Here is a 13,062-nt window from a genome sequence, read left to right on the forward strand (position 1 = left end):
TCAGGTCGCGGCTTCCCAGGTGACCCGCTCGATGCGGGAGCGGCTACCGTCTTCGTTTCCGACCACCACGAGGCCACCGATGTACGGCTCGAGGGTCTGCAGCAACTTGAGCGGGGTCGCCAGAACCATGTGGAACCCGAAGTCGGTGAACACGTCCATCGCGCGGCGGGTGTAGTCGGGGTCGGCCCGGTCGAACGCCTCGTCGAGGACCACCGTTCCGTAGCGGGGCACGTCCGCGTCAACGTCCGCGAGCTGGAACCGCAGCGCCGCGGCGAGACAGAAGAACACCAACTTCTGCGCCTGGCCGCCCGACAGGCCCGAGGACGAATCGTGGTAGTTGGTCGGCGTTCCGGCCTCGTCGATCTCGACCCCGATGAAACCGACGTGCCGCCTGGTGTCCAGCACGGTCTGGCGCCACCGTCGGTCGCCGGCGTCCGTGGATCCCAGCCGGTCCAGTAGGCGCGACATCACCGCGAAACCGGCCTCTGCGGTGTCGACGGTGCGTTTGTCGAGCGCTCCGGAGACCGCCTTCTCCAGGTCGCCCAGGAAGTCGGTGACGGTCTCGGTGCGTCGGTCACGCACGTCGATCTGCAGCCATCGCCCGGACTGGAACTCTGATCGGCGAAGCGAATCGTTGACCGGTCTGATCCCGGTCTCTATCTCGGAGCGGGCGCGGCGGATGTGACGGGCGAGTTCGCCCAGGTTCCGGGTCTGCATGTCCCCGATCAGCCCGAGAAAACGGTCCTCGAACTCCGCGAGGCGGTCGCGGCGGAGCTGGACGAGCCACTCGACGGCCTCACCGACGAACTCCGGATCGGACTTGAGGTCGGCCTTCCTGGCGGGCCACCGTTCCAGGTACGAGGTGAGGACCGAGGTGATCCGACGGTGGATCCTGTCGCGTTCGGTCGCGGTGGCCACCTGCTCGGCGGCGATGGCGCGCTCCGCGCGCTGGCAGACCTCCTGCACGTTGTCGGCGGTCAAGCGGCGCGTCGCCGCCGAGAGTCGCCTCCGGATGCGGGCTGCGGCGGCCTCGTCGATGCCGCGTTCCTCGTGGCCGGTGAGGCCGGCGAGCCGCCTGTCCAGGCTCTCCACGACGCTGGCGGCGACCGCTCCGGCCCTGTTCGCGGAGTCGTAATCCGCCTGGGCCCGCGATTGGGCCTCCTCCGCGGCGCGTAGGTCCCGCTCCATCTCGGCGACTTCCGGGTGCTCCTCGCGCCACTGTTCCAGCCGGTCACGGGCGGCACGAGCACGTTCGTCGGCGGTGTGCGAGTCCACCTCCTCCCACCGCAGGCCCATGAGGGTGATGGCCGCGCGTTGGCGGGCGCGGCGCTGCGCGTCGAGGTCGTCCAGTCCGGCCCACTGCCGCTCGTGCGTGTCCATACGCGCCCGGATCTCGTTCCGGAGGGAGGTGAGCGCGTCCACCTTGGAGTCGTCCATACCGCCCAGCTGGAACGCGGCGGGGTCATCGATCCGTCGACGGTCGTCCTTCTCGAAGCGCGCACCCCGTCTGATCAATCCGTGCAGGGTGACGGCTTTGTCGTGCTGATCCAGTTCGGCGGGGGTCTCGACGCAGGTCACGTCGAACTCGCCGGCGAGCCTGCGGTTGAGCCACTGGCGGAACGGCCCGTCGGCGGGTCGGACCTTGCGAACGAGGCTATAGGGGCCGGTGCGGCGGGTCGCGGAGTCATCGCCGTGGTCGACCACCTCGTAGACCAGACGCACGCCCAGGTGGGTCGAGTCGACGGCGGCGGCAACTCGTGCCCGGAGGTGGTCGGGGACGAGCATCGTGCGGGCGAAGCCGGACAGGACCCGCTCGATCGCGGGACGCCAGCGGGCGTGCTCGGCGGGGACGTCGAGGAGTTCTCCGGCAAACGGCAGTTCGCGCGCACCCAGCCCCGCCGAATCGCACACGAGGTCCCGCGCGGCCAACAAACGCGAGTCGATGTTCGAGCGGTGGCGCAGCAGAGCCTGTAACTGCGCGGTCACCTCCTCGAGCGAGCGCTTCTCTTCGTTCAGGGAGCCGGCCACGTCGCGCAGTGTCTCGCGATCCCGCGCCCGCTCGGCCTCCTGTTCCGCGTCCTCGCGCTCGAGCGTGGCGAGCAGGACGGCGAAGTCCTCGGCGGACGTCGGAAGGGTGCCACCCAGGCGCTCGACCTCGGTCTGTGCGCGCGCACGCCGGGTGGAGACGGCGGTGGCGTGTTCGAGGGCTCGGTCGAGCTCCCGTGCGAGTTCGTCGCGCCCGGCGCCGGCGCTACCCCGGAGGCGGGCACGGATGTCGTCGGTCGCCGTGCGTCGGGCGTCGAGTCGCTCTCGAGTTGACGCGACGCTCGACTCCGCGGCGACCAGCGCCCCGCGGGCCGTCCGCAGCTCCTCTTCGACGAGCTCGGTGGTCACGGCGGCCTGCACCGCGGGAAAGGCCACATTCTCGGCGTCGAGTTCCTCGGCTCGGTCCAGTACGCGGTCCCGGGAGGCCCGGAGGTCCGCGAGAGGGGTCAGATGGGCGATCTGCTCGCGCACGTCGACCACGGACCGGTGGGCTTCGCGGAGTTCTGCGAACTGCGCCACGGCGCGGTCGGCCACAGCGAAGGTGCTCGGCTCCTCCAGCATGAAATCGCGGAAGAGTTGGTCGAGACTCGACAGTGATTTGGCCGACAGGGTCCGGTGCAGCAGGAGCTGAGCGGACTCGGAGGCGATGCCGAGCCGCCGCCGGAACGCGGCGGCGAACGCCGAGTAGCTGTCGTGGAACCGCACCTGCGGGATCTCCCGCTTGAGCGCCCGCTTGTCGATACCGCTGCGGAGATAGCCGAACAGGTCCGGCAGGTCCAGGGGCTCGGTGGACGCGTGCTCACGGATGCCGTGGAGACGCTTGACGCCCGCTGCGGAGTTGTCACCCGAACGCAGGTACATCAACAGCAGGAGGGTTACGCAGGTGCCGCGGCCACACGAGTACGTCAGCGCGATCGCGGAGTAGGTGGCCCTGGGCCGCAGGTAGACGGAGGACAGGTCACCGGATTCGGCGTCGGCGCCGCGCCGCCAGGCACCGCGGATGTAGGACACGAGCGTGCGTCCTGACCCTCGGCCCGCCTCCTCTTGGGCTGCAGCGTTGAACCGCAGGTGAGCGGGGGGCACGAGCACCGCCGAGACGGCGTCGATGAGGGTGGACTTACCGGACCCGGAACCGCCGGTGATGAGGAAGCCCTTCCGCGGAACCTCCACGTCGTGATACCCGTCGAGCGTTCCCCAGTTGCAGACCTGGATCCGCGACAACCGAAGTTGACCAGGGTGTTCCGGAGCCCCGGGAAGCTGCAGTGCTTCAGTCATCGTCGACCACCTCATCGTCGCCCACCTCGTCGTCGAACACGTCGCCCTCGAACAGGGCAGCGTCCCGCCCGGCCGCGCTTTCACCATCGGGCCCCCCACGCGACTCGATCAGTGCGCGGTACTCGTCGCGGATTCCCGCGACGACGTCCGCGTCGAACAGGTGGCGAAGCACTGGAGAGACCTCGGCGCGGCCCCCGGTCTCCGTGTCCGAGAGCAGTGAGTAGGACTTGAGACGATTCCACGAGGCATCGAACTTGCGCGCGTACCGGCTGCGGTCCGAGTCGACGACCGAACGGTAGACGTCGATCCGCTCGGCCACGTCCTCACGATCCACGATCACGCGCTCGCCAGGCTGGGCCACGGACAACTCGGACCGCAGGTGCAGGAGCAGGACGGTGTCCATGTGCGACAGCGTCTCGGTGCGTAGCACTGCCGGGACGTCAACCTGACCACCCGTGTCGACCTGCCTGGTGAAGGCGATGCCGGCATCATGGTCCAGCACCAGATCGAGGAACACATCCGCCAGTCTCGATCGAATGGCGGGCTCGTCGGAGACCACGGCCGCCCAGATCTCCGGGTGGCGGTGCGCCTGCACCAGTGGGCCAGTGAGCAACCGGGCCAGGGCGCGCCGGGAGGCGAAGGACAGCGTCCCGGTGTCGCCGGGCCACAGGCCCTGATCGGCGGCCTCGTCGGGTCCGTCAGCATCGGCCGCAGCAGGGGTCGTCACAGATCATCCTCCAAAAATCGCTCGGCCCTGAAGACCAGTGTGGGGATCCGGGCGCTCAGTGTGGAGTCGAAGCCGCTCGACCACGTGACCGTCTCAACCGGACGCGGGTCCTCGGACGGGGCTTCCGCCTGCGTGGCGATGGCCAGGTTCAGCAGTCCGACGATACTGGCGACCCCCTGGGTGGCCGGGTGTTCGCGAAGGATCGCCCCGATCGACGACGGCCCGAACCTCGACACGACGTCACGGACATGAGAGCGGAGTTCGGTCTCGTCGATCTCCGAGGCGCGGACCAGCGCTGTCAGGGCCTCGAGGTCCGCGTGACCCTCCTCGTGGTGCGTGACCTCCGCGGCCACGAGTTCCTCGCCCGGATTACGCAGGCGAAGCGCCCCGACCGAGCGGACCGACATGCCGATCCGGCGCAGCGGCACGGACATCCTGGTGTTCGGCCGTACGGCCCTTTCGGTGCTGGCCTCGGCCGCGGAGGCGCGAGCGGACCGGATGAGGGCCAGCATCCGCCGGTGCTCCACGTAGGCGTCGGTGGTGACGAAGTGTCGCAGGCTGCGTGACAGAGAGGTGAGCACCCCGTTGACTTCGGCGCCGGCGGTCTCCATCTCATCGAACAGTCCGCGGAGTCCGCGCCGGGCGGGCGCTGGAAGGTCCGTGACCTGCTGCCGGCCCAGGATGTCGTCGATCCAGGTGTCGACGGAGGCGGAGCGCTCGGGGTCAAGCAGTACCGAGTAGAACGACGAGAAGCTACGGCCGGCCTCGGAGTCGCCGATGAGATCGACCCCACCGAAGACTGCGTCGAGGACGTCGCCGCGGGCACCGTCCTGGTCGAGAAGACGACGTCGAAGATCCTGGTTGAGCGAGTCGAATTCAGCGCGGACGCGGGCGAAGTCCGCGGGGACATCGTCCGCCCCCCGAAGGATCTCCGACACCTTCTCCGCGACCCGTTCCGGGCCCGCGAGATCCACCTCACCCTCCTCCACACGGGCGATGGCGGCATCGATACGGTCCCGTTCGCGGTGGAGGGCGGCCAATCTGCCCTGGACCGAAGGATCGGTCTCGCGGGCGAGATCCTCCAACTGCCGGGTGAGGGTCTCCACCCGGGACACGGTCAGCCCGCGCCGTGGAGTCTGAAGGCCGTCCAGGAAGTCCATCACCACCAGCGCGGCCTGGGTGGGCTCGAGCGTCTCACCCGTCGCGGCAGTCCCCGGCCGGCGGAGCATCCATCCGGCATCCACCCAGGTACGCACGTAGGACTGTGCAGTGCCGGGGACCTCCGTGCCGGCATCGCGTACGGCGGTCAGTGTCCGGTCCAGGAACTCGTAGAACTCGGACGAGGGGACACGCCTGGACGACCCCTCGAACACCTCGGTCAGTACCGCGACGATCAACGGCCACAGCTGACTCCGCAGCAGCGCCAGAACAGCCGACTCGGCGCTGAGGCGGGAGAACGCGAGGTAGCGCGCGAGTGCGGACACGTGTTCATGGTGGCACGCGACACCGACATCACTCGTCCTGAGGTGGCGCCGGAGGTGATCAGTCGTCCACGCCCCGGGCGGCCAACGCGTCGCCCAACTGGTCGGCGGTGGTGAGGGCGCCGAGCACGGTCGGCACCACGAGCGCGCGGATCGACATGCCCAGGCCGCGGGCCTTGCGGGCCTCGGTGACCTGGCGAAGCCGACGCGCGAGCAGGGGGATGGCGCGGATGGTCAATACCAACACCAGTGCGATCCGGTCCGGTGAGACACCGACGTGCCGCAGCGGCTGGGCGGCCCGCGTGACGGCGTCGAGCATGTCCGAGACGCGGGTGGTCAGGGCGACGAGGCCCGCCACCGTGATCGCGACCAGCAGGGCCCCGCAGACCCGGAGGGCGGTGTCGAGGTCGGCGACGATCCACTGGAGTACCAGGATCGCGATGAGCATCGGCAGCACCGGGCGGACCTGGTCCCACGCCGCCCGCGGACGGATCCGTCCGATCGCGTAGAGGACCGCGGTCACCCCCAGGGCGGGCAGCACGTGCCAGGGCTCGCGTATCGCCAGGGTGGCGACGAGGATGAGCACGCACACCAGCAGGATCTTCCACCCCGCCGGCAGTCGGTGCAGGAGCGAGTTCCCCGGTTGATAGGTGGCGAACACCTAGGCCCCCGGCCCCGAACCCAGGGCGATCCGCCGATAGCCCGCCAGCGCTGGGCCGGGGGCGTCGTCGATCACGACCCGGCCGCCGTCCACCACCAGGACGCGGTCGAAGTCGGCCACGAGGTCCAGATCGTGCGTCACCACCACGAGCTGCTGCTGCAACCCGGCGAACGTCTCGGCGACCAGCGCCCGGTTGCGCAGATCCAGCAGGGTCGTGGGCTCGTCGGCGACCACCACGGCGGGTTCGATCACCAACACCGCAGCCAGAGCCAGTAACTGCTTCTGTCCCCCGGAGAGGAGGTGGCACGGATGTTCGGCATGGCCGGCCAGGCCGTAGGTCTCGAGCACCTGCGCGACTCGTCGTCGTCGCTCCTCCCGGTTCAGACCCGAACGGCGCAGGGAGAAGTCCACGTCCTCCTCCACGGTCGGCATGACGATCTGGGTGTCCGGATCGGTGAAGCAGAAGCCCACACGGCGGCGGATCGCCGCGCCCTTGCGGCGGGTGTCGAGGCCGTCGACGGTGACCGTCCCGGTAGTGGGGACCACGAGACCGTTGATCATCCGAGCGAGCGTCGACTTGCCGCCGCCGTTGACGCCGACGATCCCGATGCGTCGCTCGGTGAGGGTAAGGTCGACGTCGGCGAGGACGGTCCGGTCACCGTAGGCGTGGCCGACCCCGTCGAAGCGGATCTCCGTGCTGGTCACTTCCGGCGCAGCGGCGCGATCAGGCCGGGACGTGCCTTGTGGACCTGCGTCGCGACGATCGCCGTGACGACCGCCTTGACGAGGTCACCCGGCAGGAACACCGTGTTGGCGGCGATCGCACCGCCGAGCGTCAGTTCGGTGCGGAGCAGCATGCCGGCCACCCCGACGGCATAGATGACGACGATGCCGCCGAGGATGTTGATGAGCAGTCCCGGGACGAGCCGGTAGCGCGGCATGATCCACGCGGTGAGCAGGCCGATCACGATCACCGCCGGGATCCAGCCGATGAGGAAGCCCGCGGTGGGGCCGGCCAGCGAGGTCAGGGTCGTGCGGCCGCCCGCGAGGACGGGCAGCGCGAGACCGATGACCATGACCGCGAGCACCGACAGGGCGCCTTTGCGCCAGCCGAGCAGTGAGCCGGCGAGCATCACGCCGAGCGTCTGCAGGGTGATGGGCACACCCGCCGAACCGATGCTGATCTGGCCAGGCAGGCCCAGCACCACGATGAGAGCGGCGAACACCGCGATCTGGGCGAGGTCTCGGGTGGCGCTACGGGCCGGGGCCCGGTCGACGGTGGTGCTCACTGGACTCCTTGGCTCCGCGGGTGCTGCTCGACAGCCTGATCCGGTCCATTGTCGCGCGTGTCACGTCGGATGGCCTCATCGGGCTCCGGCGCGTGCGGTCGCCGGCCGGAGGGATGCCGCATAAAGTGACTCAGATCACAGTAGGGCGAGCGGGGGGCGGTGCGTCATGGGTCGAGCACCAGACGGACTCGGAGCCCTCACCGTCGCACTGCTCGCCGCTCTCATGCTCACGGTGGTGTCCGTCGTCCACTCGCCGACGACCGCCGGTGCCACGCCGTATTCGGTCTACCTCGATGTCCCGGCCGACAACGCCGACGGCGAAATGGCGGGCGGCGTCTCGACCGGGATGACCACCGACGTGGCGGAGCTCCGGGACGCGCTCGACGTGGTGAGGGCCGCCCGTGTCGCCCCGGAGAGGTACTCGACCCTGGCGCGCCAGTATTGGTTGGCAGTGGGAGCGGAGAAGGCCGGCATCGACCTGGGGCAGTGGGAGCCCGCCCGGGGGTTGGCGGCGAACCTCGACACGGTCGACAAGGTGTACGTCAACTACCTGCGCCTGTACAACTCCCACGACGGGTACTGGTGGACCGGGATGGCCGGGCTCGCGGGGATGTCGTTCGCCGCCGGATTCTGGGACCTCGACGAGGTCGGCGGGCTGCTCACCGTGCCGGGCGTGCACGAGGTGGGACTCGGGGTCGGAGGGGCGATGGCCGGCGTGCCGTGGGAGGTGGCACGCGAGATGCCGCGCGACGTGCACCTGCTGGCCACGGCCGGTCCGACCCTGCGGCGGCCGGATGTCGACTGGTACATGCACCGGCTACTCGTCATGCAGCGCCACATCTTCACGGACATGATCCCGGTGCACGAGGCCTACGCCGCAGGGGGATTGTCCGCGGTCGAGGAACTCGCCGCGGGAGGAGCGTACGACGACTACGCGCTGGAGTCCTGGCGGATGCTCGACGCGGGATCCCCCGACGGCCTGTCCGAGGCCCTGCTGCGGATGGCGTCCCGGGAGCAGAACCAGATCATCGCCGACCAGTGGGACGCCACCGCCGCCGGCCGCGGCGACCTCGGCAGGGTGCTCACCTACATCACCACCGTCGGCGGTGCCCCCGACATTCCTGGCGCACGCACGCTGGGGCAGTTCCGACCACTCTCGGTCCGCGCCGAGGTCGGCGGTCAGCCGGTGGTCGCCCACACGCCGCTCCCGGCCTTCAACTGGGCCGACCGCGAACCACGGTGGGAGTACATCGAACAGGACCTGGTGCCCGCGTACCGATCGCTCGTCCGCGACCGCCCCGACGAGGCGCCGCAGTATCTCGACGTGGGATTCCGTCCCCGCGCGGAGCAGAACCGGATCCTGGTGCGTCTTCCGGAGTTCGCCGGTCAGATGACCACGGGGTGGGCGGTCGTCCCGGGGCGGTAGGGGAGGACGATCACAACTCCCGGCAGGGCGACCGGCTCGCCTGCTCGGAACCGCCCCTCGCCCTCGTGCCCGACACGATGCTGACATCGTGTCGCGAAGATCACCGGGCCGGTGCCGCCCGGATGTGCGCCCGCTCGCCCTGCCGACCCACCAGGCTGAGGAACTCCACCGGGCCGGCGCTCGTGGCGCCAAACCAGTGCGGGGTGCGGGTGTCGAACTCGGCCGCCTCGCCCGGCGTGAGGACGAGATCGTGCTCGCCGAGGACCAGTCGGAGCCTGCCGTCCAGGACGAACACCCAGTCGTAGCCCTCGTGGACGTGGAGGTGGGGCTCGTCGTCGTCACTCCCGGTGGGGAGCACGAACTTGAACGCCTGGATCCCGCCCGGTCGGCGCGACAACGGGATCACGGTCGCGCCGTGGTCGGTGGCGATCGGCTGCAGCGTCACCCGCGGGTCACCGGTCGGCGGGGCGTCGACGAGCTGATCCAGGGTGACGCCGTGCGCCCGCGCCAGCGGCAGCAGCAGTTCGAGGGTGGGTCGGCGCTGCCCGGACTCGAGTCGCGACAGCGTGCTGGTGGAGATCCCGGTGGACTCCGCCAGGGCGGTCAGTGTGAGGTCGCGGCGTTGCCGGAGGGCCCTCAGCCGCGAACCCACGGCGTCGAGGGTGCGGGCGGTCGGATCGGTCATGCGCCGAGTTTGCCAGACTGGCAAGGTTAGTTGCGACATCCGGGTGAAGGGACCATCGTCGAGGGGGACGAGGCCCGGAACCGGTGGCCCGGAGAGCGGAGGTCGACAGATGGACTCGGACGATCGGGAACTGCGGGATGTGGTGGTGGTCGGTGGCGGGGCGGCCGGCCTGAGCGCCGCGCTGACGTCGGCCCGCGCCCGCCGTCGGGTGACGGTGGTGGACGCCGGCGAGCCGCGCAACGCTCCCGCCGAGGGGGTCCACGGGCTGCTCGCCCTGGACGGCGTGAGCCCGTCGGACCTGCTCGCGCGAGGCCGCGCGGAGGTCAGGGGGTACGACGGCGAGGTCATCGACGGCGAGGTCGTGGACACACTCACGGCCGGGCACGGCTTCGACGTCATCCTGCGCGACGGTTCGGTGCTGCCCACCCGCACACTGCTCATCGCGACCGGGGTGAGCGATGAACTCCCCGACATCCCCGGGGTCCGCGAGCAGTGGGGGCGCGGCGTCCTGCACTGCCCGTATTGCCACGGTTGGGAGGTGCGCGACCAGCGGATCGGCATCCTGGGGATCCACCCGATGTCCGCGCACCAGGCCATGCTGTTCCACCAGTGGAGCCGGGACATCACGTTCTTCAGCGGCGGTCGCCCGATCGACGAGCAGGATCGGGTCGCCCTGGCCGCCCCGGGCATCCCGATCGAGGAGCGGGGGATCTCGGGCGTGGTGGCCGACGGTGGGCGGGTGGTCGGCGTGGAGGTCGACGACGACGAAGTGATCGATCTGGACGCCGTGGTGGTGGCCACCCGGTTGACGGTCGGGGTCGAGCCGTACGCGGCCATCGGTCTGGAGGCGGTCGATCACCCGGTCGGCACGGTCATCCCGACCGACGAGATGGGCGCCACCCCGGTGCCGGGGGTGTGGGCCGCGGGCAACTGCGCCGATCTCATGGCGCAGGTCGGAGCCGCCGCCGCCCATGGGGCCCGCGCCGCGCAGCAGATCAACGCCTCGCTGATCATGGCCGACCTCGAGAAGGCGATCGAGGTGCGCGATGGCACACGAGTTTGACCGCGCCTACTGGGACGACATCTGGGCGGGTGCCGGCGGCAGCGTCGGAGACGACGACGGTGACCGCCCGGCCGCGATGGCCGCGAACCCCCGAACCCATACCTGATCCGGGAGGCCTCCCGTCTTGTCCCCGGGACCGCGCTCGAGGCGGGCTGCGGCGCCGGGACCGAAGCGCTCTGGCTGGCCTCGCAGGGCTGGCAGGTCACCGGGGCGGACATCGCCGCGGAGGCGTTGACGATCGCCGCCCGGCGCTCGGCGGAGCTCGGACTGTCCGGCCGGGTGTCGTGGGTCGAGGCAGACCTCGCCGTCTGGGAGCCTCCGGCGCGGTACGACCTGGTCACCACCCATTATGCCCACCCGGCGATTCCGCAGCTGGACTTCTACGAGCGGCTCGCCGGCTGGGTCGCCCCTCGCGGCACGCTGCTCATCGTCGGGCACCTGAACGACGCCGGGCATGGGCGGCACGGCGGGCACGTGACCCACGCCGGGCACGATCGCGGCGCCCATCCGCCGGCAGAGGCCGGTGTCACCGCGGCGTCCGTCACCGCGCGGCTCGAGGCCGACCGGTGGGAGATCGTCGCGGCCGAGGAAACCTCGCGCGAGATGCCGGGCCACGGCGGCGCGCCCGTGACGGTCCACGACGTCGTCGTCACAGCCACCAGGAGGCCCTGAGGCGGTGGGTCGCGGCGTGTGGCCGACCCGCGCGACGGTGGCGAAGGTAGTTCTTATACATGGCCCGTGTCATCCCCGCTCACCCCGTCTACGGACATCCCACCGAGGAGAAGGTGGTCGACCTCCTCCGCGACCAGCTCTCCGACGACAGCCTGATCGTCGTGGGTCAGCGGGTGTCCACATACGAGAAGGATCACGAGGTCGACATCCTCGTGGCGATGCCCGGCGCGGGGATCGTGGCGATCGAGGTCAAGGCCGGGCAGATCGCGATCGAGGACGGCCGGTGGGTTCAGGGCAGCGGCACCAAGAAGGTCACCATCGACCCGGTCGCCCAGTGCCGCGACGCCCTCTACGCGTTGCGCGGGTACGTCAGTGAGGATCCGCGGTGGCCGGATCAGCTCCAGCGCTGGACCCACATGCTGGTGTTCCCGAACGCCTCGATCCCCGCGGACTTCGCGATGCCGGAGATCCCGCGAGACCGGATCGTGGACCGCGATCAGCTCGACGACCTCGCGATGATCGCCTTCCGGTTGGCCCGGGACTCGGGCGCGGCTGACCGTCCGTTCCTGTCCGCGGACACCGTCGACCGGCTGTCCGAGATCCTCGGAGGTCGGGGGCTACCCCAGCGCGACGTGGTGGCCCGCGCGGCCGAGAACGCCGACATCGCCGACGCGCTCACCCGTGAACAGTCGGTGCTCCTGCGGGCGGTCGACGCCCTGCCGCGGGTGGAGATCCGGGGCGGCGCCGGTAGCCGGTAAGACCTATCTGGCCCTGGAACAGGCACGACGGTTGTCAAGGGACGGGCAGCGGGTCGCACTGATCTGCTACTCGCACGGGCTGGCCAGCTACCTCAAGCGGGTCACCAGCGGATGGAAGCGCCGGGAGAGGCCCGCGTACGTCGGTGAGTTCCACGCCCTGGGCGTCGACTGGGGCGCGCCGGTGGGGCCGGATGAGCGAATTCGGTCCACCGAGACGGTGCGGTGGTGGGAGGAGGATCTGCCCCGGTTGATGTCCGACCTCGCGGACGAACTGCCCGACGGCAAGCGATTCGACGCCGTGATCGTCGACGAGGCCCAGGACTTCGCCGACAGTTGGTGGCAGCCGGTCGTCGGAGCGCTGCGTGACAGGGAGAACGGTCGGCTCATGATCGTCGGCGACGCGGGCCAGAGTGTGTTCGAGCGTGCCGGCCGTCCGCCCGTGGACCTCGTGCCGCTCGTGCTGGACCACAACCTGCGCAATACGCGGCAGATCGCCAGCGCGTTCATGCCGCTGGTGGGTCAGCGCATGGAGTTGCGCGGCGGCACAGGTCCCGCCGTCCGGTACGTGGAGGTGCCGGAGGGCGCCGATCCCGTCGCGGTGGGTGACGACGAGGCGATGCGGCTGCTCGACGAGGGGTGGGAGCCCCGCGATGTGGCGCTGTTGACCATCGGCTCGCGTCACCCCATGCAGGTCGAGCTCCAGGAGGACGGCAACGACGCCTACTGGGAGACGTTCTGGGACGGCGAGGACATCTTCTACGGTCACGTCCTCGGCTTCAAGGGTCTCGAACGACGTGCCGTGGTCCTGGTGTGCAACAGCTACGCGGGCATCGACCGCCTCCGCGAGCGCATCTACGTGGGACTGTCACGGGCGACGGACGTACTCGTGGTGGTGGGGGAGATCGACACCTGAGCTCTCGCGGACGACACCGGCCGCCCCGGCCTCGAGGGGAGGCCGGGGCGGCCGGGGCGCGACGGA

11 protein-coding genes and 1 pseudogene are annotated in these 13,062 nt (G+C 70.3%); 5 read left to right on the top strand and 7 right to left on the bottom strand.

Annotation, left to right across the window (positions count from 1 at the left end):
* From OVA21_RS05700 to OVA21_RS05725, 6 genes are read right to left on the bottom strand one after another with little or no spacing between them, the layout of a single operon-like run.
* On the bottom strand, positions 1-3,321 hold the full coding sequence (locus OVA21_RS05700; protein WP_268091989.1) for an ATP-binding protein: 3,321 nt from the start codon (positions 3,319-3,321) through the stop codon (positions 1-3).
* On the bottom strand, positions 3,314-4,048 hold the full coding sequence (locus OVA21_RS05705; RefSeq protein WP_069390395.1) for a DUF4194 domain-containing protein: 735 nt from the start codon (positions 4,046-4,048) through the stop codon (positions 3,314-3,316). Before OVA21_RS05705 ends, OVA21_RS05700 begins: the two co-directional genes overlap by 8 nt.
* On the bottom strand, positions 4,045-5,532 hold the full coding sequence (locus OVA21_RS05710; RefSeq protein ID WP_268091990.1) for a DUF3375 domain-containing protein: 1,488 nt from the start codon (positions 5,530-5,532) through the stop codon (positions 4,045-4,047). The genes OVA21_RS05705 and OVA21_RS05710 overlap by 4 nt, the downstream gene beginning before the upstream one ends.
* Positions 5,533-5,590: 58 nt before the next feature.
* A complete protein-coding gene (locus OVA21_RS05715; RefSeq protein WP_067713923.1) occupies positions 5,591-6,190 on the bottom strand; it encodes an energy-coupling factor transporter transmembrane component T family protein in 600 nt (199 codons plus the stop codon).
* Entirely contained in the window at positions 6,191-6,895 is a 705-nt protein-coding gene (locus tag OVA21_RS05720) for an energy-coupling factor ABC transporter ATP-binding protein (RefSeq protein WP_067713926.1), read from the bottom strand.
* On the bottom strand, positions 6,892-7,479 hold the full coding sequence (locus OVA21_RS05725; protein ID WP_067713928.1) for a biotin transporter BioY: 588 nt from the start codon (positions 7,477-7,479) through the stop codon (positions 6,892-6,894). The genes OVA21_RS05720 and OVA21_RS05725 overlap by 4 nt, the downstream gene beginning before the upstream one ends.
* Before the next feature lie 166 nt (positions 7,480-7,645).
* Between OVA21_RS05725 and OVA21_RS05730 the strand changes: the two genes are divergently transcribed.
* The gene (locus OVA21_RS05730) at positions 7,646-8,905 is read left to right on the top strand and encodes a hypothetical protein (RefSeq protein WP_268091991.1); all 1,260 of its coding nucleotides are present in this window, start codon (positions 7,646-7,648) and stop codon (positions 8,903-8,905) included.
* A gap of 100 nt (positions 8,906-9,005) precedes the next feature.
* Here OVA21_RS05730 and OVA21_RS05735 read toward each other — a convergent pair whose 3' ends face one another.
* Positions 9,006-9,590 carry a helix-turn-helix domain-containing protein gene (locus tag OVA21_RS05735; RefSeq protein ID WP_067713933.1) on the bottom strand — a complete coding sequence of 195 codons (585 nt, stop codon included), beginning with the start codon at positions 9,588-9,590 and terminating at the stop codon, positions 9,006-9,008.
* Positions 9,591-9,699: 109 nt separating this feature from the next.
* Between OVA21_RS05735 and OVA21_RS05740 the strand changes: the two genes are divergently transcribed.
* From OVA21_RS05740 to OVA21_RS19325, 4 genes and pseudogenes are all read left to right on the top strand, one after another.
* On the top strand, positions 9,700-10,653 hold the full coding sequence (locus OVA21_RS05740; protein ID WP_096905597.1) for an NAD(P)/FAD-dependent oxidoreductase: 954 nt from the start codon (positions 9,700-9,702) through the stop codon (positions 10,651-10,653).
* Positions 10,637-10,759, top strand: a complete 123-nt coding sequence (locus tag OVA21_RS05745; RefSeq protein ID WP_268091992.1) for a hypothetical protein — start codon at positions 10,637-10,639, stop codon at positions 10,757-10,759. The genes OVA21_RS05740 and OVA21_RS05745 overlap by 17 nt, the downstream gene beginning before the upstream one ends.
* A gap of 74 nt (positions 10,760-10,833) precedes the next feature.
* Entirely contained in the window at positions 10,834-11,325 is a 492-nt protein-coding gene (locus OVA21_RS05750) for a class I SAM-dependent methyltransferase (protein ID WP_268093116.1), read from the top strand.
* A 59-nt stretch (positions 11,326-11,384) separates the two neighbouring features.
* A pseudogene (locus tag OVA21_RS19325) lies at positions 11,385-12,996 on the top strand (NERD domain-containing protein).
* The last annotated feature ends 66 nt before the right edge of the window (positions 12,997-13,062 follow it).

Origin of the sequence: Dietzia sp. SL131, assembly GCF_026672565.1 — a bacterium.
GTDB lineage: Bacteria > Actinomycetota > Actinomycetes > Mycobacteriales > Mycobacteriaceae > Dietzia > Dietzia kunjamensis.